Raw genomic sequence first — 20,271 nt, forward strand, 5'->3', positions numbered from 1 at the left:
CCCGCGTCGCCCCATCGGGCGAATCGCGCAGGCGACTGCCGGTCCGGTAGCGATACTCCGTCGGCTCGAACCACCGAGGAGAGGACCGCGCGGATGCACCAGCCGGCAGATGAGGGCCGGTACGGAGAACGCCAGCCCCCGCCCGGCAGCCTCCCTCCGCCGCGGGGTGCACCCGGCCCGCCGGCATGGGGACCCGCGCCGGGGAGCGCGGGCGGGCCACCGGCGTGGGGTCCGCCGCCCGGGCCTCCGATGGGTCCGCCGGGTCCGCCGCCGGGCTGGGGGCCGCCGCCTCCGCCGCCTTCCGGAGGCCCGCCGCCCGGGCCGCAGTACTCCGTCCTGGGGATCATCGCCGTCGTCGTGGTGCTGTTCGTCCTCGTCCTGGCCGTCATCGTGGACGCCACGTCCACCGTCGAGTCGTCCGAGGCGTCGGATCCCGCGACGGCCCCTCCCCTGGCCTCGACCGCCGTGCCCAGCGCGGGCACGCCCGAGCCGGCGCCGGAGCCTCCCGGATTCGGGGACGGCACCTACCTGGTCGGCACCGACATCCAGCCGGGGCTGTACCGGGCCGACGGCACCTCCGGCTGCTACTGGGAGCGGTTGAGCGACGTGACGGGCGACTTCGACGCGATCCTCGCCAACGACAACCCGTCCGGGCAGTCCTACGTCGAGATCCTCCCGACCGACGTGGCGTTCTCGACCGACGAGTGTGGTCGGTGGACACCGGCCACCGCCGGCGGTCCTGATGTCAGCAACGGGTTCGGCGACGGGACCTACCTGGTCGCCTCGGACATCCAGCCGGGCACGTACGTGTCCACCGGCGGCTCGGGGTGCTACTGGGAGCGGCTGAGCAACCTGACCGGTGACTTCGAGGCCATCCTCGCCAACGACAACCCGTCCGGGCAGACCTACGTCGAGATCCTGCCCGGTGACGTCGCCTTCTCCACCAACGAATGCGGGACCTGGAGCCGCGTCGGCTGAGCGCGAGCGGCGTGTCGGCCGGCCGCAGGAGGCTCCTGCTGCAGAATAGATGCGCTAGCGCATCATTTCCGCGACGCAGGAGGTGTCATGCTGACGGTCGACCAGGCCGCGGTCCGACTGGGGGTCAGTTCCCAGGAGGTGCGACGCCTGGTCCGCGTCGGGACGCTGCCCGCGCAGCGGGTAGGGCGCACCCTGGTGCTCCCCGAGGACGCGGTCGACGAGCGCGCACGGCTGCCGGTCGCCGCGGGACGCGTCCTGTCCCCGCCGACCGCGTGGGCCACGTTGTGGGAGCTGTCCGGGGAGAACGCGTCCTGGCTGGACCGGTCGGGCCGGTCCCGGGTGAGCACGCGGCTGCGGACGTCGGGCCCCGAGGAACTGGTCGCCGCCACCCGCGCTCGCGCCGACCGGCTCGGCCTGCGGGTCCTGCCGCCCTACCGCGATCGGGTACTGGCCACTGACGGCGTCGTCGTCTCCGGCATCACGGCGGCCGAGGCGGTGGGGGCCGACATCGTCACCTCCGACGCCCCGGCCGAGTTCTACTGCAGCGCCGAGACGCTCGACGCCCTCCGTCGCGACCTGGGCCTGTCCGACCGGGGTGAGCCGAACCTCGTCGTCCGGGTTCCGCGGTTCCCCGACCTGCCCTTGGCCGGCCTGGGCCACATGCCGGCAGCCGTCGTCGCCGTCGACCTGGCCGAGTCGGCCGACGTCCGCACCCGGCGCGCGGGGCTGGACCTGCTCGGCGCGGCCCTGGCCGCTGTCCGCGGGTGAGCACGCCCGCGCTCGTCGCGCTACCGCCGCTCACCGGAGCGCTCGACCGGCTGTGGGACCTCGTCCTCGACCTGGCCGGCCGGCTGGACCCGTCGGGCTGGGTCCTCGTGGGCGGCCAGATGGTGATGCTGCACGGACTGGCGGCCGGGCGGACGCCCACGCGAGCCAGCCAGGACGTCGACGTCCTGGCCGATCTGCTCACCGACCCAGCGGGACTGAGCCGGTGCGTGCAGGCGGTGCGGCAGTTGGACCTGCAGCCCCAGCCCGACAGCGCCGGCAAGGTGTACCGCTTCCGCCGGGCGAAGGACGGTGCCGTCGTCGACGTGCTGGCACCCGACCACTCCCCGCCGCGGTGGCCGCTGCGCACGGCGGCGGGCGGGGAGACGATCCGCGTCGAGGGCGGTCACCAGGCGCTGGAACGAGCCATCCGACTGACCGTCGCCAAGGGAGACAGGTCGGCGGTCGTCCCGGTGCCGGACCTCCTCGGCGCGCTGGTGCTCAAGGCGGCTGCGTGGACGAGCGACAACCGCGACCGGAGCCGGCACAGCGGCGACGCCGCCTTCCTCGCCAGCCTGATCACCGATCCGCTGGCCGAACGGACCCGCTTCGCCGGCAGCGACCGCAAGCGGCTCCGGCGCCTCCATGCGGTGCTCGGCGATCCCGAGGCTCCCGAGTGGCGAGCGCTCGGCGACGCGGCCGACGACGGCTACGCCACCTGGCGGCTGCTGCTCGGCTGAGGCCGCCCGTCGCGATGCCGGCCCTTGTTAGCGTCGCGGCATGGCTGTCGACCCGCGTGGCGCCGACCTCAAGCGGTACCTCCAGGAGGACCCGGGCGGGCCGGTGGTGATGCTCAACCTGCTCCGGTTCGCCGAGGGCGGCCGCGAGTCCTACGACCGATACGCCGCGGCGCTGTCGGAGACCTTCCTCCCCCGCTACGGCGGTGAGGTGCTCTACGCCGGCGACGGCGGCACCCCGCTCGTGGCCGAGCAGGGCCAGGACTGGGACGCCGTGCTCCTCGTCCGCTACCCCTCCCGCGAGGCGTTCAGCCGCATGGTGGCCGATCCCGAGTACCAGCAGGTCACGCACTGGCGCACCGAGGCGCTGACCGAGGCGGTGCTGCAGCCGACCACCGCCTGGGCGCGCGGCTGACCCCGTCGCCGAGGCGGCCACGACCCTGCCGGAGGCATCGGCCCCGGCCCTAAGGTCGAGGCATGCGGAGGCCGGTCACGCAGGACGACCTCGACGCGCTGTACTCCCCCGGCCAGACCCCCGAGAGGAGCCGCGCGGTGGCGCGGAAGCTGGAGGCGTGGGCGGCCGAGGGCACGCGGCCCGGCGACGAGGTGAACGCCGCCCAGTTGCTCGTGATGGCCGGGGAACAGCTCGTCCGGGTGGGCGACGCTCCGGAGGCCGTGCGGGTGTTCCGCCGCGCCGTCGCAACAGGGGAGCCGGTCGAGCCCGACGTCCGCTGCTACCTGCACAACGCCCTGCTCAAGACAGGGGACGTCGACGCCGCCCGCGCGCTGGCGGAGCAGGTACGCCGGGAGCGCCCGGCCGACGCCGACGTCTACCTCCTCATCGGCGAGGACCACGAGCTCCACGGCGACCTGCGCGAGGCCCACCGCTGGCTGACGCTGGGCGTCCGCCGGGCCCTGGGGGACGTCGAGGACGCGTCCGAGGCGGATGCCTACGGAGCAGCCAGCGAGGCCGCCCACCTGCTGGCGGCCCGGCGGCGGGTCCGCCGGGCGCTGGGCATGGCGCCCGACGAGTGGGACGAGCTGGTCCCCGAGCCACCGGACCTCGACGACCTGCCCGACTGAGGGTCAGTCCGTCCGCACGAGCTCGCTCGGCGTCACGCCGTCACACCGGCACCCGGTTGGCCGGGCGCCGCGACGGGCGGATGGTGCGCGCGGCGGAGCGGGCCAGGCGGATGGGGCCGGTGTCCCACAGCGGCCGGCCAGGCTCCTCGACCGGCGGCGCGGGCCGCGGCGCCGGCGGGCGGGCGGCCTCCTCGGCGTCGGCCTGCGCCTGGGCGAGCGTGGCGAGGTGGCGGGCGCGGATGGCCGCCTTCTGCCGGTCGAGGCGCTCCTGCTCGGCCATGACCAGCAGCTCCTCCTTGGCCTCGGCCACGGTCCGCCGCGACTGCTGCTGCAGCTCCTCGATCTCGACGTCGCCGCCGTCGCGCAGCGCGGCCAGCCGGTCGTAGGCGGTCGGCGGGCCGAAGTTGAGCAGCACCTTCATGAGCACCGGCAGGATCTCGACGCACATGAACAGCAGCGACAGCATGAACTTGGCCGCGGCCAGGGTGGCGTTGCGGTCGCTGAGCCGGTCGAGCGCCTCGAGCCGCAGCAGGATGCCGCCGGAGCCCTCGTTGGTGGCGTCGAACGCGGCCTGGAGCCGGTCGAGCTCCGCCGTCAGCCGGGCCAGCTCGGCCGAGTCGGTGGCGAGCGCCGCGGCGGCGAGGTCGGCGCTGCGCGACTCGGCGTCGGCGGCGGCGTCGGTGGCGGCGTCCAGCTCCGCCCGGGCCGAGGCGACGACGGCGACCTGCGCGTCGGCGGCGGCGCGGGCCTGCACGTAGGCGGTGCCGGTGCCCGCCTCGCCGGTGCCGCAGGTGCCGTCGAGCTCGCACTGGGCGCGCGCCTCGAGGTCGCGCTGGGTGGCCAGGGCGGCGTCGTAGGCCTGCTGCCGGGCGGTCAGGTCGGCCTGGACGGCGGCCAGCGCGAGGTCGGCCTGCCCACCGGTGGCGACGACGTCCTGCGCGACCGCGACCCGCTCCTGGAGCTCGTCCAGGCCGGCGAAACGCGCGTCGGCCTCCAGCGACTCCCGGTAGGCGTCGGCGGCCTCGGCCTGCATGACGGTGATCTCGGCGTCGATCTCCTTGTGGAACACCTGCAGCGTCAGCGGGGTGGCGACGACGACGCCGAGCACCAGCGCGAGTCCGACCCGCGGGACGGCGAGGGCGAGGTTGCGGGCGAGCGAGGCGTCGTGCGCCATGCCGACCAGCAGCATCCGGTCGAGGTTGACCACGACGGCGCCCCAGCCCAGGCCGAGCACGAGCGCGAACGGCCACCACACGCCGAGGGCCATGTGCAGCGCGAACGCCGCCGAGGCGACGGCGAGCCCACCGGTGCTGAGCAGGACGCCGCCGAGCGCGGCGAACCGCGGCCGCGCGCCGGGCGCCGCCTCGAGCAGGTCGGGCCGCGCGCCACCGAGAACCGCCAGGCGGTCCTGGAGCCGTCGTCGTCCAGCCATGCGAGAGCACTCCCCGGCGACGGGGGTCGAACCGCCGCTCCCCTGCCCCATCGGCAGCCCGGCGGCCGGCCGCGACCTCCTCGTCACACCTGCCCCACGCCGCGGGACGGACCGGTCCCGCCAGCAGGTGCCGGTCAGCCGCCGGGGGTGCGGAAACGGCACCGCGGGCCGGACGCTGCGGCGAGCCGGCGGTCGAGGGTCCACAGGGCGGCGTCGAGCTCCTCGGCCAGCGCGACGTAGGCGGCGTCGTAGGCGGTGACGGTCGGGCGCAGCGCCCAGACCCGGTCACCCAGCGGCTCGTAGGGGAAGACCGTCACCGGCAGCTGCACGAGGTCGCGGTGGGCCAGCGCAGCCGCGTCGCGCCCGAGACGCTGGGCCAGCACCGCCCGCCGGAGCACGTTCGCCACCTCGACGAACAGGTGCGCCGGCGCCACGAGCGTCTCCCCGCGCAGGCCGTCGCGGGCCCAGGTCCCGTCCGCGCCGTCGTCGACGAGCGCGGCGACCACCACGGAGGAGTCGACGACGGCCGTCACCGGCGGTCGTCGTCGCGGAGCTCGAGGATCTCCCCGGCGGCCAGCCGGCTCCCGGTCGCCCGGATCCGGTGCTCGACGCGGTCCCACAGGTCGACGGGGCTCGGCCGCCGCGCCAGCTCGTTCAGCTGCGCGCGGACGTACTCCTGCAGCGACTGACCCGCCCGGGCGGCTCGGGCGGCGAGCTCGTCGCGTGTCTCGTCCGGGACGTCGCGGATGGTCATCGACACGGGCACACATGCAGACTAGCAGCGCAGACATCGAAGTGCTGCCAGTAGTACCACTGCGCATACCGATCCGGTACCATGGCGCGGTGAGTACCCAGATCGCCGTTCGCCTGCCCGAGGAGCTCGTGGCGTTCATCGACCAACTGGTGTCCGAGGGCCGAGCTCCGTCCCGTGCCGCGGTGGTCGGTCAGGCGCTCCGACGCGAGCAGCGTCGTCAGATCGCGGCTCGCGATGCGGCCATCCTGGCCACGGAGCCCGGAGCTGACGACCTGGACGACCTCGCCGAGTACGCCGCCCGGACGCCGCTCGACGACCTCGACTGATGCGTCCCATCCACCTGGCTCGTCTCGACAAGACCCGCCCCGTCCTCGTGCTGACCCGCGAGCTGGTGCGCCCACACCTGTCACGGGTCACCGTCGCTCCGATCACGAGCAGGATCCGTGGGTTGTCGACCGAGGTCTCCGTGGGCCCGGCCGATGGCCTCGACCACCCGAGCGTCGTCAGCTGCGACAGCGTGATCACGGTGCCGACATCGGCGCTGGGTCGACAGATCGGCCGGCTGCGACCGGAGCAGGAGCCTGCTCTCACCGCCGCTCTGCACGCCGCCTTCGACCTCGAGGACCTCCCCGCTCCTCGCTGAGCCGAGGACCCCGACGGCCTCGTGGACGCCGATCGGGGGCGGACCACCACGGCCGACGACATCCCGGATCCGAGGTCGGACGCCGATGCCTTCGCCGCCTCCCGGGGATGCTGCCGAGCTGAGGGCGGGATGCGCTCCTCGTCCGGCCCGAGCACCGCTGAGCGGCGCTCGCCGGTGCTTCGATGTCGGCATGACCTGCGCCGAGGGGCTCCCGCGCGTCGTCAGCGCGAGCCGGGAGATCGGCGCGAGTGCGGACCGCATCTTCGAGCTCATCGCCGACCCGGCCCAGCAACCGCGCTGGGACGGCAACGACAACCTGGCCGAGGCGGCCGGCGGCCAGCGCGTCCGGGCCGTGGGTGACGTGTTCACCACGACGCTCACCCGAGGCAACGTGCGGGAGAACCACGTGGTCGAGTTCGAGGAGGGCCGGCGCATCGCGTGGCGGCCGGCGGAGCCGGGTCAGGCACCGCCGGGACACCTCTGGCGGTGGGAGCTGGAACCGATCGACGCGACGCGGACGCTGGTCACGCACACGTACGACTGGTCCCGGCTGACCGACGAGCAGCGTCTCCCGCGTGCGCGGGCGACCACGCTCGACCGGCTGCGCACCTCGATCGACCGGCTGGCCGCCCTCGCCGAAGGTGGGTGACGTCTCCACACCCGTCGACCCATGACGGCGTCGCGGTGTGGCGTGGTCGCCGCGCCGCGCTACGACACAGGCACGTCGTCCGGCACGCCCGGCCGGAAGGTCCGGTCGGCAAAGGCGCCCACCGCTCGAGTGGCGACCACGTCGAACCCCCCGCCGATGACGCCGCCGACCACGGGGACGCCCTTAGCAAGCGTCAGGGCAGCCCTCTTCGTCCCGAACTTCGCGACCAGCGCGAACCCGGCACGCTTGTTGATCTCCCGGATCACCGTGACCGGGATCCGCTTGATCAGCGCCGTGCTCATCTTGGTCCCGACGGTCACGCCGGCACGCTTGAGGACCTCCGTCCCCGCGTTGCCGAGCAGGCACAACAGGACGGCCGACCGCATCTGCTCGCCGTTCAGGTCGTGCCCGTGGACGGCGGCGATCGACGCCGCCAAGTGGGCCTGGACGAGGTAGGAGGCCCCCACGTTGGCGGGCAGGGCGACGGGCAGCGTGACGAGACCACCGACGTTGGTCACGAAGCCCTGGGCGCCGGCCAGCGCGCAGTGGTTGCGGACGAGCGCACTCACGGCCTGCTCCGGCGTGCGACCCTCGAGCGCCTCACGGGCGGACTCGGCCGCGGGCTTGAACGGTCCGAAGCCGTCGATCCCGGTCCGCAGCAGCCGCTCGACGAGCTCCTGCCCCGCCCTGGCCACGACCGACTGCTCGTCGAGGTCGTCGACGTCGGCCGGGGGCTGCTGCTCGCCCTTCCTGAGGAAGCCGGGGACGCCGGCCCACGACGTCCACCCGGACGGTTCGTCCCTCGTGGCGACCGCGGTCGGGCCCGACCCGGTGGCCGGACCGGTCAGCTCGACGTCGGCCGTGTAGGCGGCGTGGTCGCTCAGGTTGCTGCCGTCGGACCGGGTGAGGCGGTGCGTCTCCGCCGAGGCGGCGGTGAAGTGCTCGCTGACGGCGAGGTGGTCGATCGAGCGCATGTGACCGTTGCGGTGTTCGGCGTCCACGGTGAGCGCGACCAGCCCGAGCGACGCGAACGCCGACTGCAGCGCGGTCATGCCCTCCACCGTGCCCCCGTAGACCGGGCGCCGGAGTGCCTGGTTGAAGTCCCCGCCCCACACGAGCGGCTCGTCCTCACGGCGTTCGGTGCGGATGCGCTCGACGTGGTGCTGCAGCACGGAGTGGAACTGCGCGATCTGGCCCTCCGGGAGGCCGTACCAGTACTGCTCCGCGCCTCTCCACGGCAGGACCGAGCAGGCGACCAGGACGTCCCGACCGTCGACCTGCACCCGGGCCAGCACGAGGCCCTCCTCGCCGGGGTGCTCGCCCTGGGACGGGAGCGTGGTCAGCGGCAGCGACGTCTCGACGCCGGCCCAGCGCTTCGGCGCGTCCGGGTCGAAGCTGCGCGGACGCGACACGGCGAAGGTCCCGCCTCGCGGGTCCCAGTCCCGGTGCACCTCCGTGAGCAGCCACAGATCGGCCTTCAGCTCGTCGAGCCGGGCGGCGACCTCCTGCCCCTTCTCCGACGTCGAACTGGGGCAGCGATCCAGGTTCCAGGTGCCGATGCGCACGGTGCTCCTCACGGACGGGTCGAGGTCCGGGACACCTTGACCCCTCGCAGTTCCGGAACAGCGGCACCACGCGAGCAGCGAGCCCTGCACGTGCACCACGAGGCCCGGGAGTCACGCGCCGCAACACCAGGTCGGGGCGGCCGGCGCGGGTCCCACTCGGGCTCAAGTGCCGGTCAAGAAGCGCGGCCGAGCCTGGGTGCGACCGCCCACCGCACCCAGGAGCCCGCCATGCGCTCACCCCGACCCGTCGCCGTCGCGCTGCTCGGCACCGCCGTCCTCGCGGCCGGCTGCTCGTCCGCCGTCGCCGGCGCCGCCCGGGTCGAGCCGACGGCCGCGGGCCCGTTCACCGAGGAGGTCGGCCGGGTCGACGTCGACGCCGCAACCGACGACCTGCTGCAGGTCCTCGACCTCGCCGCGGCCCCCGACGGCGGCTTCGTCGCGCTGCTCACCAGCGAGGACCCCACCCTCCCGGCCAGCGCCCTCCTCGAGCTCGTCCCCGGCGACGGCGGCCTCACCGCGGGCGCCGTGACCGAGGGCCCGCCCCTCGTGAGCGACGGCGAGGTGTGGGTCGCTCCCGACGGCACGATGGTCGCGATGGCGCCGGTCCTGCTGCACCCCGGCGACCCCGGCTGGGCCGCCGACCCCTACGGCTCGGACCTCGTCCTGACCGTGCTCGAGCCCGGCGCCGACGAGCCGCGGGTCGTCCCCGTCGCGGCCGACCCGGAGCTCGGCACGCCCGACCTCGGCACCGCCGTCCTCTCCCCCGACGGCACCACGCTGTCCGCGGTCCTGCAGTGGCGCGTCCACGGCGTCTTCACCAGCCGCCTGGCGACGGTCGACGTCGCCACCGGGGAGATCCTCGCCAGCGCGCCGCTGCGGGCCGACGCCGGCGGCTGGGCGACCGAGGTGGCGATCGCGCCGCACCCTGACGGCGGGCTGGCGGCCCTCACCACCGTGCGCAACCACGAGGACGGCGACGCCGACGACGTCGTCCTCGCGCGGTACGACACCGACCTGCAGCCCGTCGGCGAGCCGGTGGTGCTGGTCGGCGAGGAGGTGGGCACCGGCCATGCGCTCGCGGTGCTGACCGACGGGACCGTGCTCGCCTCGGTCTACGCCGGCGGGTACGAGACCGGCCGGGCCCTCCTGCTCACCGTGCGGAACGACGCCGTCGTGGCGAGCACGGTCCTGCCCGGCCCGGCGCCGGACCTCGCCGTCGAGCCGGGCGGGGGGCACGTGTACCTGTCCCACGGGCGCCCGCAGAGCCCCGTCGGCGTGGCCACGGTGGACCTCGCCACCGGGCAGGTCGTCGCCGACGTACCGGTGTGCGCGGACGGGACCCCGGCGCCGGTCGCCCTCGCCGCGGACGGCCGGACCCTCGCCTCCGCCGCCGGCTGCTGGGACGAGCACGACCACCTGGACCCCGCCGTCCTGGTCGGCTGAAGCGGGGTCCACGTGATCGCCAAGTGGGCGGCAAGCCGCGCGGCCGAGGGTGCGGAGGACCCCACAGCCCAGGAGGCCCCCGCATGCGCCCGACCCGGCTCGGCACCGCCGCGCTGCTCAGCTCCGTCCTCGTGGCGGGCTGCTCGTCCACCGTCGCCGGCTCCGCGCTGCCGGCCGGCGCCGGGCCGTTCACCGAGGTCCTCGACCGGATCGACCTCGCCGACGTCGACGACCAGCTCGACCTCTACGACGTCGCCGCGACCCCCGACGGCTCCTTCGTCGCCCTGCTCACCGGCAATCTGGGCACCGCCCACCGCCAGGGCGGCGCGCTGGTCGAGCTGGTCCCCGGCGAGGACGGCCTGACCGTGGGCGCCGTCGTCGAGGGCGCGCCCTACGCCGGGGACGGTGCCGGCGGCGAGCTGTACGTCGCCGACGACGGCACCGTCGTCGCGGTGGGCCCCGTGCTCGCCGGTGACGGCAGCGACGACGAGGACCGGGACCTCGCGCTCACCGTCCTCGAGCCCGGCGCCGGGCGGGCCGACGTCGTCCGCGTCGCCGCCGATCCCGACCTCGGCACGCCCGACGAGGCCACCGGCGCCCTCTCCCCCGACGGCGGCACCTTCTACGCGAGCCTGCGGTGGGAGACCCGGGAGGACACGTACGTCAACCGCGTCGCCGCGATCGACGTCGCCACCGGCGCGGTGCTGGCGGGCGACCAGGTGCGCGTGCCGACCGACAGCGTGGCGGTGGTCGACGAGATGGTGGTGCTGCCCGACGGCGGGGTGCTGGCGCTCGTGCAGAACACCAGCGACAGCGCGGGCGAGGTGTCCGGCGCGCAGCTGGTCGAGTACGACGCCGAGATGGAGCTGGTCGGCGAGCCGGTCGAGGTGGTGCCCGACGCGTCCTACGACCTCGGCTACACCCTCGACGTCCTCCCCGACGGCACCGCGGTGGTCACCGTCGTCGTCGGGGACGACGGCGACGACTTCCGCCTGGTGACCGTCCGGGACGGCGCGGTGCAGGACAGCGCCGCGATCCCGGGCAAGCCGTGGGACGTCGCCGTCGACGCCGCCGGGCGCCACGCGTACGTGAACCACACGCGGGCGGAGAACGGGGGCGCCGTCGCCACGGTCGACCTGGCGACCGGCGAGGTGGTCGCCGGCGTCGTGCTCTGCGAGGAGCTCGGCACCGGGTCCGACCTCGCGCTGGCCGCCGACGGCAGCAGCCTGGCCGCGAGCGCCGCCTGCCCCGGAGTGGACTCCGGGAGCCCGCTGTACCTGCTCGGCTGACAGCCCGGCGCGGAGTGATCCGCAAGGGGCCCGCAAGCGCGCCCGCCCAGTGTTGCCCGCACCAGCCCCCGCACCCCAGGAGCACCGACCCATGCGCCCGTCCCGGCTCCGCGCCACCCTGCTCGGTTCCGCCGTCCTCGTGGTCGGCTGCTCGTCCGCCGTCGCCGGCACCGCCGCGCCGACCGGCGGCGGACCGCTGACCGAGGAGGTCGGGCGGGTGCAGGTCGACGCCCAGGTGGAGCGCGACGTGCGCCTCACCGACATCGCCGCGACGCCCGACGGCGGCTTCGTCGCCCTGCTCACCGGCGATCTGGGCGCCCCGCCGCGCAGCCTGCTCGTCGAGCTCGTCCCCGGCGACGGCGGCCTGACCGTAGGCCGCACGATCCAGGGCGCGCCGTTCGCCGACCTCGGCGAGGTGCACGTGGCGCCCGACGGCACGGTGGTCGCCCTGGCACCCGTGCTGCCCGAGCGCGGCGACCCCGGCAGCGGCGACGTCGGCCGCGAGCAGGACCTCGCCCTGGCGATCCTGCCGCCGGGCGCCGACCGGCCGGAGGTGGTGCGCGTCGCGGCCGACGCCGAGCTCGGCACGCCCGACACCGGCACCGGCGTCCTCTCCCCCGACGGCGCCACGCTGTCCGCGAGCCTGCAGTGGTACGTCGACGGGGGCACGGTCAACCGGCTGGCCACGGTCGACGTCGCCACCGGGGAGGTGCTCGCGTCGGCCGAGCTGCAGGTGGAGACGCCCGGGCAGGCGGTGGCGCGGGACGTCGCGCTGCGCCCGGACGGCGGGCTGGCGGCGCTGGTGAGCGTCGACCGCGACGCCGAGGGGAGCGTGGACGGCGTCGTGCTGGCCTCGTACGACGCGGACCTGCGGCCGGTCGGCGCGCCGGTGGAGCTGGTCGAGCCGGACGACAGCGCCGGCTACGCGCTGCAGGTGCTGTCCGACGGGGCCGTGCTGGTGTCGGTGATCGCCGGTGACCGGGAGACCGGGACGGCGCAGCTGGTGACGGTGCGGGACGGCGTCGTCGAGCCGACCACGACGCTGCCCGGGCCGGCGATCGACCTGGTGGTCGGGCCCAGCGAGGAGCACGTGTACGTGCAGCACGACACGGCGGAGGACGGGGTGGCCCTGTCGACCGTGGACCTCGCCACCGGCGAGACGGTCGCGGAGGTGCCGCTGTGCGACGACGGCATCGCGGCGCCGGTCGCGCTGTCCGCCGACGGCAGCGCGCTGGCCGCCGGCGTGGCGTGTCTCGACGGGCGGGAGTACCAGGACCTCGCCGTCCTGCTCGGCTGAGCCGCCGGTGCCCGGGCGGGTCAGGACGCCAGCAGCCGGTGGACCTGCTGGATGGCGATCGAGCCCTCCCCGACCGCGGAGGCCACGCGCTTCACCGACCCGTGCCGCACGTCCCCGGCGGCGAGCACGCCCGGGATGCTCGTCTCCAGGGGGAACGGACGCCGCCCGAACGCCCGGACGGCGTCGTCGCTGAGGTCCCCGCCGGTCAGGACGAAGCCGCCGTCGTCCTGCTCGATCGTCGGCGGCAGCCACTCCGTGTGCGGGATGGCGCCGATCATCAGGAAGAGGGCGGCGGCGCCGACCTTGCGCTCCTCGCCGCTCCTCCGGTCGCGCAGCACCAGGTGCTCCAGCTGCCCGCCACCCCCGCCGTCGACGACCTCGGTGCCGGTCCGGACGTCGATGTTCGGCGTCTCCTCGATCTGGCGGACCAGGTAGCGCGACATCCCGGCGTCGAGGGACGCCGCCCGCACCACGAGGGTCACGCAGCGGGCGTAGCGGGCCAGGTGGACGGCGGCCTGTCCGGCGGAGTTCGCGCCCCCGACGACGAAGACGTCCCTGCCCGCGACGCGCGGTGCCTCCGAGGCGGCGGCGCCGTAGTACACCCCGGCGCCGCGGAGCGCCTCGAGGGGCTCGACGCCGAGCCGGCGGTAGCTCGCCCCGGTCGACAGGACGACCGCGCGGGCGACCACGACCCCGCCGGTGTTCAACCGGACGACGACGCCGTCGCGCTCGGCCTCCAGGCGCGTGGCGCGCTGCATGAACGCGAAGCGGGCGCCGAAGACCCACGCCTGCTGGTAGGCCCGGCGGGCGAGGTCCGCGCCGCTGATGCCGCGGGGGAAGCCGAGGTAGTTGCGGATCGCCGAGCTCGACGTGGCCTGCCCACCGAGGCCGCCGGAGTCGATGACCAGCGTGCGCAGCCCCTCGGAGGCGCCGTAGACGGCCGCGGACAGGCCGGCGGGCCCGCCGCCGACGACCACGAGGTCGTACTCCGTGCGGTCGGGGGTGACCGCGGTGCCCGACGCCCGCGCGATGTCCACGTCGCTGGGGTCCTCGAGGATGCTCCCGTTGGGCATGACCATGAGCGGGAACCGCCGCTCCCCCGCCTCCGCGAGGCGGGCGCGTCCCTCCTCCGAGCCGGCGAGCAGGAACCGGTGCGGCATGGCGCAGCGCTCGAGGACCTCGCGCATCTCGTAGGCCCGGCCCGACCAGCTCTCCCCGATGACGTCGATGGTGTACGGGGTCCGTCGCTGCGAGTCGGCCCAGCGCAGCAGGAAGCTCGACATCGCCTGGTGGAACTGCTCGTCCGGCGGCTCCGCGGGCCGGAGGGCGTAGTGGTCCATGCGGCCGCCGGCGATGGCCTCGAAGATCGCGTCGCCGGCGTCCGGGGTGCCCAGGCGGCCGTAGCCGATGAGCAGGACGCGCTGGGCGTGCGGGAAGAGGGAGCGCACCTGCGCCAGCAGGTCGGTCCCGGGTGCGCCGGCCAGCCGCTCCCCCGCCAGGACCAGGGCGACCTGCTCGCCGGCGGCCGCGAACTCCTCCAGCCTGCCGAGCGCCTCGCGCGGCGAGTCCAGGCAGCAGATGCGGTAGTCGCGCTGGTACCGGTTGCGCAGCTCCCGCTCGACGTCGCGGAGCAGGGCGGGGGCGTCGTCGACCGCGACGATCAGCGGGGCGCTCACGTCGTGCTCCCACACATGTGCCCGAACGGTAGGAGCGGGCGCTCGTTGGGACCAGGCTCGAAGGTCCCTGGTGACGCTGCAGGTCGTCCCGCTCGACCGAACGTCACGGTGGATGCAGGATCGGGCATGGGCTCGACCGGCGACCGTCCGATCCTGCTGCTCGACGTCGACGGCGTGCTCAACACGCCCCGCCGGGAGCTGCCCGAGGGCTGGCGGCGGGGCACGTTCAACGGCTACGTGCTGTCGTGGGACCCGACGGTGACGGCGCGGCTGCGGGAGCTGCACGAGTCGGGCCGGGTGGAGATCCAGTGGCTGACCACCTGGACCACCGACGCCGACCGGCTGCTGGCCGAGCCGATGGGCCTGCCGCGGGGGCTGCGGACCCACGCGCGCGGCGACTCCGCGCCGACCGGGTTCCTCGGCGTGTTCGGCGGCGCGTCGGGCTGGTGGAAGCTGGAGATCGCCCGCGAGGTCGCATCGTCGGAGCCGGACCGGCGGATCGTGTGGATCGACGACGACCTCGCCGAGCAGGCCGAGGACACCGGCGACTGGCTGGCCGCGAACCCGCACGTGCTGGTGGTCGCGCCGGACCTCTACGTCGGGCTCACTCACGAGCAACTGGACGAGATCGAGGCATGGCTGTGAAACCCCGGCGCCGTCCTGCTCACGGCGACGATCAGGCCGGCTGCTCCTCCGGCCGCCCGTGCCGGACGACGACGGTCGGCGCCCCCGCCGGGAAGTAGGCCTCCCGGCGCCGCGCCAGCCGCTCGAGCTCCCAGGTCCACGGCACGCGCGCTGCCTTGCGCGTGTTGTGGCGCGGGCACAGTGCCTGCCCGTTCGCGACGCTGGTCGACCCGCCGCGGCTGTGCGGGTGCACGTGGTCGGCCTGCAGGTCTTCCGTGGCCTGGCACCGACCGCCGAGCCAGGAGTGGTGCTCGCAGCGGTGACCGGCGCGCTCCAGAATCACCCGCTTGTCCGCTCGCACGAAGCACCGCTGCGGGTCACGACGGCGCCGCCCGTAGACGAGGCCCGGAATCCTGCGGACCACGGCGTTCAGGAACACCAGGCCCACCAGCGCACCGAGCCACGGCTCCGCCGCGAGGTAGTGCAGCAGGCTGACGAGCACGCCATCGACGACGTCCGCCGGTTCGACCGGCGTGGACGTGGACGGCGCGGTCACCCTGTAGACGTCGGGAGCCCCATCGGCAGCCTTGAGCGACGCGCCGGAGGTTCACCCGGCTGTGGGGATCCCGATCGGCGATAGTCAGCAGCCGTGGCAGCTCTCGATGTCCAGGACCGGGAGACCCTCGACCGGCTGGCGTCGCTGCGCCAGCACCAGCAGGACGGCCGCCGCTCCCCGCACAAGCCGCTGCTCGTCCTCCTGGCGCTGAGCCGGCTCGCGGCCAACGGGTCGAGCGAGCTGCCGTGGGACGTCGCCGAGCAGGAGCTCGCGGACCTGTTGGAGGAGTTCGGTCCGCCGTCGCGGACAGGTCGGGCGCAGAGCGCCGCCTACCCGTTCACGCGGCTGAGGTCCGATGGCGTCTGGACCCTCGACCGCGACGTCCCCATGGACACCGTGAGCCCGCTGCGAGCCGGCGTGACCGGGCGGTTGGAGGCGTCGCTCGAGGCAGCGCTGCGGTCGCGTCCGGGGTTGATCGACGAGGTCGCCCGCGGGCTGGTGGAGGCGCACTTCCCGGCCACCGTCGCACCCGCGTGCTGGTCGCCGTCGGGCTGGACCCGGAGCTGCTGCACGGCGGCACGGTCGTGCCCGCGGCCAGTCGTCGTCGGAGCAGTGCCTGGCTGGCGCAGGTGCTGGAGGCGTGGGACCGGCAGTGCGCGTTCTGCGGCTTCGACGGTCAGGTCGGTGGCGTCCCCGTCGGCCTGGAGGCGGCGCACATCCGGTGGTTCACCGTCGACGGGCCGGACGAGCTCGACAACGGCCTGGCGCTCTGCTCGCTGCACCACAAGCTGTTCGACCGCGGGGTCCTCGGCCTCGACGACGACTTGACGCTCGTGGTGTCCCAGCGGTTCTCGGCCCGCACGCCGCACGGCCGAGCCGTCTACGAACTCCACGGCCGCCGGCTGAGGCCGCGCCCGGGTACACCGTTGCCAGCCTGTCGTCACGTCGCCTGGCACCGTGAACAGGTGTTCCACGGGGTGCCGCTCGCCGCATGACCGACAACCCCGTATCCCGCGACCAGGTCGATCGCTTCCTCACGCCGCAGCGCCTGTGGCGTCGCGACGAGGTCCTGCAGCGGCCGAGCCCCATCCCGGCAGAGCCTGGCGTCTACGGCTGGTGGTTCGACCGGCCGCCGGCAGTCATCGACACGACCGGCTGCCATACCTGGCAGGGCCTCACCCTGCTCTACACCGGCACAAGCCCGAAGCGACCGCCTGCCAATGGCCGGCCACCGAGCAGAGGCCAGCTCAGGCAGCGCCTCACCACGCACTATGCGGGGAATGCCGAGGGCTCCACCCTCCGCAAGACACTCGGCTGCCTGCTGGCCGACGCGTTGGACATCCAGCTGCGCCGGGTCGGCTCCGGACGACGACGCACCTTCGTGCATGGCGAGCAGGCCCTGTCAGCCTGGATGGCTGAGCACGCCTTCGTGAGCATCGTCGAGCATCCGCGCCCGTGGGAGCTCGAGGACGAGCTGATCGCGACGCTGGACGTCCCGCTCAACTTAGAGGGCAACAGCCGCAACGCCTTCCACGCCGAGTTGACCGAGGTCCGACGTCGGGCCGTCGTCACCGCCAATGAGCTGCCCGTCGTGCCCAATCCTCGCGTCGGTGGCCGCTAGCCGAGTGGCATGACCAGCCGACGGTCGTGTTCCGGTTACGGTCCGTCCGTGGGAGACCTGACGCCCGGCGTCTACGAACACCTGCTGACGGAGGCGATGCACGGTCGACTGGCCGGCACGGACTCCGACCTCGTTGCGGTCGGCGAGCTGGACCCGGTCGACGCGCACGAGACGCTGACCCGCCACGTCGCTGAACTGGCGTCACGGGCCCTGCGCATCGCCGGCGGCAGCGACCGCGCGGCAGTCAGTCGCCAGGTCGCGCTGGCCAACGACATGGTCAAGGCCATCACCGCACTGGCACCGGATGCGGCCGCCGAAGAGGACGCCGTCGTCGAGCCGCCGCGCACGCTGCTCGCCGTCGCCCAGCCCTCCCTCACTCCTGGCCCGACGACCTTCCCCGAGCGACCGGCCGTCCCGCTGTCCACCAGCGCCCTGCTCGTCAACGGCCGCGGTCAGCCGCGCATCGGCTACGAGGTCGCCCGTGAACTCGCCTCGGCGGACTCCGTCGACCTGCTGTGCGCCTTCATCAAGTGGCAGGGCCTGCGGGTCCTCGAGAAGCAGCTCACCGAGCTGCGCGAGCGTGGCGGCCGGCTGCGCGTCATCACCACCACGTACATGGGCGCCACCGACCAGCGGGCACTCGACCGCCTGGTCGAGCTCGGCGCCGAGGTCAAGGTCTCCTATGAGACCCGGACGACGCGGCTGCACGCCAAGGCCTGGCTGTTCCGCCGCGCCACCGGGCTGTCAACGGCGTACGTCGGCTCGTCGAACCTCTCCCGCACCGCCCTGACCGACGGTCTCGAGTGGAACGTCCGGCTGTCCAACGTCGAGCAGGCGCACCTGCTGACCACGTTCGCCGAGACCTTCGACAGCTACTGGCTCGACCCGTCGTTCGAGACCTATGAGCCGCTCCGCGACGGCGACCGGCTCCGCGAGGCCCTGGCGGCGGAGCGCGGCGGCCCGTCCGACCTGCCCATCGAGATCACCACGCTCGACGTCCGGCCCTTCGGCTACCAGCAGGAGATCCTCGAGTCGCTCGATGCTGAGCGGACCGTCCACGGCCGCTGGCGCAACCTCGTCGTGATGGCGACCGGCACCGGCAAGACGGTCGTGTCCGCGCTGGACTACCGGCGCCTGCGCGAGAGCGGCATGGTCGACCGACTCCTGTTCGTCGCCCACCGCGAGGAGCTGCTGATCCAGAGCCTGTCGACGTTTCGCCACGTGCTGCGCCAGGGCGACTTCGGCGAACTGTTCGTCGGGGGTCAGCGGCCCCGCGAGTGGCGGCACGTGTTCGGCTCCGTGCAGTCGCTCAACCAGCTTGACCTCGACGAGCTCGATCCCACGCACTTCGACGTCGTCATCGTCGACGAGTTCCACCACGCCGAGGCGGCCACGTACCGGCGGCTGCTTGAGCACCTGAAGCCCAGCGTTCTGCTCGGACTGACCGCGACGCCCGAGCGGACCGACGGCGCCGACGTGCGCACCTGGTTCGACGGACGCACCGCCGTCGAGCTGCGGCTGTGGGAGGCGCTCGAGCAGAACCTCCTCGCACCGTTCCAGTACTTCGGCATCCACGACGACGTCGCCCTCGACCAGCTGCGGTGGAAGCGCGGCCGAGGGTACGACACCACCGAGCTGACCAACGTCTACACCGGCGACGACCACCGCGTCCGGCTCGTCCTGCAGGCGGTGAAGGACAAAGTCGAGGACCCCGGCCGAATGCGAGCCCTCGGGTTCTGCGTCAGCGTCCAGCACGCGCAGTACATGGCCGACCGATTCACCAGAGCCGGCATCCCGAGCCGCGCGGTGACGTCGACGTCGTCTCGTGAGGAGCGGGCGGCGGCCCTGGCAGCGCTGCGCGACCGGACGGTCAACGTCCTCTTCACCGTCGACCTGTTCAACGAGGGCCTCGACATCCCGACCGTCGACACCGTGCTCTTCCTCCGACCCACGGAAAGCGCAACGGTCTTCCTCCAGCAGCTGGGTCGCGGCCTGCGCCTGGCCGAGGACAAGGCCTGCCTGACCGTCCTCGACTTCATCGGCGCCCAGCACAAGGAGTTCCGCTTCGACCTACGCTTCCGCGCGCTGACCGGCAGCTCACGGCGCGGGCTGGAGCGCGATGTGAAGCAGGGGTTCCCGACCCTGCCGGCCGGGTGCCACATCGAGCTCGACCGCGTGGCGGAGCGGATCGTCCTCGACAACATCAAGCAGTCGCTGAGCGTGTCGTGGAAGGGGTTGGTCAGCGAGGCCAAGCGGGAAAAGTCGCCGTCCCTGGCTGACTTCCTCGAGGAGACGGGCGTCGAGCTCGAGGACCTCTACCGCGGCAACGGCCGCAGCTGGCTGGACCTGCAGCGCGCCGCCGGCTGGGTCGAGGACGTACCCGGACCGGACGACGCCGCGCTGGGTGCCGCATTCGGCCGGATGCTGCACGTTGACGACCTCGAGCGGCTGCGGTTCTACCGGTCGTTACACCAGTCCGATGCAGAAGCGCAGAGCAGCGCTCGACTGCGGCGGCTGGCCGCGATGATGCACTTCTCGCTGTTCGGCTCGCGGACGCCGTTCAGCAACATCGAGGAGTCGCTGGCGCGACTGCTGGCCAACCAAGGGCGAATCGAGGAATTGGTCGAACTGAGCGACGTCCTGCACGATCGGATCCATCGGGTGGCCCGTCCGCTGAGCGAGGCCGGCGACCGTCCGCTGCACGTGCACGCGCGCTACAGCCGCGACGAGGCGCTGGCGGCCTTCGGGCTCGAGGACCTCAACGGCACGTGGGGCTCGGGCGTGCGCTGGGTGCCCAGCGACCAAGCAGACGTCTTCTTCGTGACCCTGCAGAAGACGGAGGCGCACTTCTCCCCCACCACGATGTACGCCGACCACGCCATCACGCCGACGCTGTTCCAGTGGGAGTCGCAGAACGCGACGGCAGAGCGGTCGGTGACCGGGCAGCGCTACGTCAACCACCGCAACATGGGCACGTCCGTGCACCTGTTCGTCCGCGAGTCCAAGACGGCGGACGGGACACTCGGCACGCCCCCCTACCTCTACGCCGGGCCGATGTCCTACGTGTCCCACACTGGCGAGCGCCCGATGCGCATCCTCTGGCGGCTCGACCACGCCTTGCCTGCAGATGTCTTCCACGCCGCGAAGGTGGGATGACCG

20 protein-coding genes and 1 pseudogene are annotated in these 20,271 nt (G+C 74.0%); 15 read left to right on the forward strand and 6 right to left on the reverse strand.

Annotation, left to right across the window (positions count from 1 at the left end):
• The first annotated feature begins 357 nt into the window (after nucleotides 1-357).
• From ACI79V_RS04155 to ACI79V_RS04175, 5 genes are all read left to right on the forward strand, one after another.
• Nucleotides 358-978: a hypothetical protein gene (locus ACI79V_RS04155; protein ID WP_456887079.1), complete on the forward strand. Its 621-nt coding sequence runs from the start codon at nucleotides 358-360 to the stop codon at nucleotides 976-978.
• An 87-nt stretch (nucleotides 979-1,065) separates the two neighbouring features.
• Nucleotides 1,066-1,746, forward strand: coding sequence for an excisionase family DNA-binding protein (locus tag ACI79V_RS04160; protein WP_456887083.1), 681 nt, complete (start codon nucleotides 1,066-1,068; stop codon nucleotides 1,744-1,746).
• A complete protein-coding gene (locus ACI79V_RS04165; RefSeq protein WP_456887086.1) occupies nucleotides 1,743-2,483 on the forward strand; it encodes a hypothetical protein in 741 nt (246 codons plus the stop codon). Before ACI79V_RS04160 ends, ACI79V_RS04165 begins: the two co-directional genes overlap by 4 nt.
• A 40-nt stretch (nucleotides 2,484-2,523) precedes the next feature.
• Entirely contained in the window at nucleotides 2,524-2,895 is a 372-nt protein-coding gene (locus ACI79V_RS04170; RefSeq protein ID WP_456873699.1) for a DUF1330 domain-containing protein, read from the forward strand.
• 62 nt (nucleotides 2,896-2,957) lie between these two features.
• Entirely contained in the window at nucleotides 2,958-3,563 is a 606-nt protein-coding gene (locus tag ACI79V_RS04175) for a tetratricopeptide repeat protein (protein ID WP_456887089.1), read from the forward strand.
• A gap of 40 nt (nucleotides 3,564-3,603) precedes the next feature.
• Here the strand turns inward: ACI79V_RS04175 and ACI79V_RS04180 are convergent, their stop codons facing one another.
• From ACI79V_RS04180 to ACI79V_RS04190, 3 genes are all read right to left on the reverse strand, one after another.
• On the reverse strand, nucleotides 3,604-4,995 hold the full coding sequence (locus ACI79V_RS04180) for a DUF4407 domain-containing protein (protein ID WP_456887091.1): 1,392 nt from the start codon (nucleotides 4,993-4,995) through the stop codon (nucleotides 3,604-3,606).
• A 134-nt stretch (nucleotides 4,996-5,129) separates the two neighbouring features.
• Nucleotides 5,130-5,528 carry a type II toxin-antitoxin system VapC family toxin gene (locus ACI79V_RS04185; RefSeq protein ID WP_456887093.1) on the reverse strand — a complete coding sequence of 133 codons (399 nt, stop codon included), beginning with the start codon at nucleotides 5,526-5,528 and terminating at the stop codon, nucleotides 5,130-5,132.
• Nucleotides 5,525-5,761 carry a FitA-like ribbon-helix-helix domain-containing protein gene (locus ACI79V_RS04190; protein ID WP_456887095.1) on the reverse strand — a complete coding sequence of 79 codons (237 nt, stop codon included), beginning with the start codon at nucleotides 5,759-5,761 and terminating at the stop codon, nucleotides 5,525-5,527. The genes ACI79V_RS04185 and ACI79V_RS04190 overlap by 4 nt, the downstream gene beginning before the upstream one ends.
• 77 nt (nucleotides 5,762-5,838) lie before the next feature.
• Between ACI79V_RS04190 and ACI79V_RS04195 the strand changes: the two genes are divergently transcribed.
• From ACI79V_RS04195 to ACI79V_RS04205, 3 genes are all read left to right on the forward strand, one after another.
• Complete coding sequence (locus ACI79V_RS04195; protein ID WP_456887097.1) at nucleotides 5,839-6,075, forward strand: ribbon-helix-helix domain-containing protein; 237 nt, start codon at nucleotides 5,839-5,841, stop codon at nucleotides 6,073-6,075.
• Nucleotides 6,075-6,392 carry a type II toxin-antitoxin system PemK/MazF family toxin gene (locus ACI79V_RS04200; protein WP_456887098.1) on the forward strand — a complete coding sequence of 106 codons (318 nt, stop codon included), beginning with the start codon at nucleotides 6,075-6,077 and terminating at the stop codon, nucleotides 6,390-6,392. The genes ACI79V_RS04195 and ACI79V_RS04200 overlap by 1 nt, the downstream gene beginning before the upstream one ends.
• A 190-nt stretch (nucleotides 6,393-6,582) precedes the next feature.
• A complete protein-coding gene (locus ACI79V_RS04205; protein WP_456887101.1) occupies nucleotides 6,583-7,041 on the forward strand; it encodes an SRPBCC family protein in 459 nt (152 codons plus the stop codon).
• 59 nt (nucleotides 7,042-7,100) lie between these two features.
• Here the strand turns inward: ACI79V_RS04205 and ACI79V_RS04210 are convergent, their stop codons facing one another.
• The gene (locus ACI79V_RS04210; RefSeq protein ID WP_456873690.1) at nucleotides 7,101-8,606 is read right to left on the reverse strand and encodes an endonuclease/exonuclease/phosphatase family protein; all 1,506 of its coding nucleotides are present in this window, start codon (nucleotides 8,604-8,606) and stop codon (nucleotides 7,101-7,103) included.
• Nucleotides 8,607-8,834: 228 nt separating this feature from the next.
• Here ACI79V_RS04210 and ACI79V_RS04215 point away from each other — a divergent pair, with 228 nt between their 5' ends.
• The 3 genes from ACI79V_RS04215 to ACI79V_RS04225 all read left to right on the forward strand — a co-directional run bounded on the left by ACI79V_RS04215 (nucleotide 8,835) and on the right by ACI79V_RS04225 (nucleotide 12,635).
• Complete coding sequence (locus tag ACI79V_RS04215; RefSeq protein ID WP_456887104.1) at nucleotides 8,835-10,049, forward strand: hypothetical protein; 1,215 nt, start codon at nucleotides 8,835-8,837, stop codon at nucleotides 10,047-10,049.
• Between the two features lie 83 nt (nucleotides 10,050-10,132).
• Nucleotides 10,133-11,338 (forward strand): hypothetical protein, encoded by a 1,206-nt coding sequence (locus ACI79V_RS04220; protein WP_456887106.1) that lies wholly within the window; start codon nucleotides 10,133-10,135, stop codon nucleotides 11,336-11,338.
• A 91-nt stretch (nucleotides 11,339-11,429) separates the two neighbouring features.
• Nucleotides 11,430-12,635, forward strand: coding sequence for a hypothetical protein (locus ACI79V_RS04225; RefSeq protein WP_456887108.1), 1,206 nt, complete (start codon nucleotides 11,430-11,432; stop codon nucleotides 12,633-12,635).
• Nucleotides 12,636-12,655: 20 nt separating this feature from the next.
• On the opposite strand, the gene ACI79V_RS04230 is transcribed toward ACI79V_RS04225, so the two are convergent.
• Complete coding sequence (locus tag ACI79V_RS04230) at nucleotides 12,656-14,311, reverse strand: FAD-dependent oxidoreductase (RefSeq protein ID WP_456887110.1); 1,656 nt, start codon at nucleotides 14,309-14,311, stop codon at nucleotides 12,656-12,658.
• Between the two features lie 126 nt (nucleotides 14,312-14,437).
• Between ACI79V_RS04230 and ACI79V_RS04235 the strand changes: the two genes are divergently transcribed.
• Complete coding sequence (locus tag ACI79V_RS04235) at nucleotides 14,438-14,956, forward strand: HAD domain-containing protein (RefSeq protein WP_456887112.1); 519 nt, start codon at nucleotides 14,438-14,440, stop codon at nucleotides 14,954-14,956.
• 31 nt (nucleotides 14,957-14,987) lie between these two features.
• Here the strand turns inward: ACI79V_RS04235 and ACI79V_RS04240 are convergent, their stop codons facing one another.
• Nucleotides 14,988-15,491, reverse strand: coding sequence for an HNH endonuclease (locus ACI79V_RS04240; RefSeq protein ID WP_456887114.1), 504 nt, complete (start codon nucleotides 15,489-15,491; stop codon nucleotides 14,988-14,990).
• A gap of 144 nt (nucleotides 15,492-15,635) precedes the next feature.
• Here ACI79V_RS04240 and ACI79V_RS04245 point away from each other — a divergent pair.
• The 3 genes and pseudogenes from ACI79V_RS04245 to ACI79V_RS04255 all read left to right on the forward strand — a co-directional run bounded on the left by ACI79V_RS04245 (nucleotide 15,636) and on the right by ACI79V_RS04255 (nucleotide 20,268).
• A pseudogene (locus ACI79V_RS04245) lies at nucleotides 15,636-16,486 on the forward strand (phosphorothioated DNA-binding restriction endonuclease).
• On the forward strand, nucleotides 16,483-17,112 hold the full coding sequence (locus tag ACI79V_RS04250) for a GIY-YIG nuclease family protein (protein WP_456887116.1): 630 nt from the start codon (nucleotides 16,483-16,485) through the stop codon (nucleotides 17,110-17,112). The pseudogene ACI79V_RS04245 and the gene ACI79V_RS04250 overlap by 4 nt, the downstream one beginning before the upstream one ends.
• Before the next feature lie 48 nt (nucleotides 17,113-17,160).
• On the forward strand, nucleotides 17,161-20,268 hold the full coding sequence (locus ACI79V_RS04255; protein ID WP_456887119.1) for a DUF3427 domain-containing protein: 3,108 nt from the start codon (nucleotides 17,161-17,163) through the stop codon (nucleotides 20,266-20,268).
• Nucleotides 20,269-20,271 lie beyond the last annotated feature (3 nt).

It is taken from the genome of Geodermatophilus sp. SYSU D00700 (genome assembly GCF_054050255.1).

Excerpts from the sequence above, each read along its gene's own strand:
- ACI79V_RS04160 (WP_456887083.1), top strand. The coding sequence starts at position 1,066 with ATGCTGACGGTCGACCAGGCCGCGGTCCGACTGGGGGTCAGTTCCCAG.
- ACI79V_RS04170 (WP_456873699.1), top strand. The coding sequence starts at position 2,524 with ATGGCTGTCGACCCGCGTGGCGCCGACCTCAAGCGGTACCTCCAGGAG.
- ACI79V_RS04175 (WP_456887089.1), top strand. The coding sequence starts at position 2,958 with ATGCGGAGGCCGGTCACGCAGGACGACCTCGACGCGCTGTACTCCCCC.
- ACI79V_RS04180 (WP_456887091.1), bottom strand. The coding sequence starts at position 4,995 with ATGGCTGGACGACGACGGCTCCAGGACCGCCTGGCGGTTCTCGGTGGC.
- ACI79V_RS04200 (WP_456887098.1), top strand. The coding sequence starts at position 6,075 with ATGCGTCCCATCCACCTGGCTCGTCTCGACAAGACCCGCCCCGTCCTC.
- ACI79V_RS04205 (WP_456887101.1), top strand. The coding sequence starts at position 6,583 with ATGACCTGCGCCGAGGGGCTCCCGCGCGTCGTCAGCGCGAGCCGGGAG.
- ACI79V_RS04215 (WP_456887104.1), top strand. The coding sequence starts at position 8,835 with ATGCGCTCACCCCGACCCGTCGCCGTCGCGCTGCTCGGCACCGCCGTC.
- ACI79V_RS04220 (WP_456887106.1), top strand. The coding sequence starts at position 10,133 with ATGCGCCCGACCCGGCTCGGCACCGCCGCGCTGCTCAGCTCCGTCCTC.
- ACI79V_RS04225 (WP_456887108.1), top strand. The coding sequence starts at position 11,430 with ATGCGCCCGTCCCGGCTCCGCGCCACCCTGCTCGGTTCCGCCGTCCTC.
- ACI79V_RS04235 (WP_456887112.1), top strand. The coding sequence starts at position 14,438 with ATGGGCTCGACCGGCGACCGTCCGATCCTGCTGCTCGACGTCGACGGC.
- ACI79V_RS04250 (WP_456887116.1), top strand. The coding sequence starts at position 16,483 with ATGACCGACAACCCCGTATCCCGCGACCAGGTCGATCGCTTCCTCACG.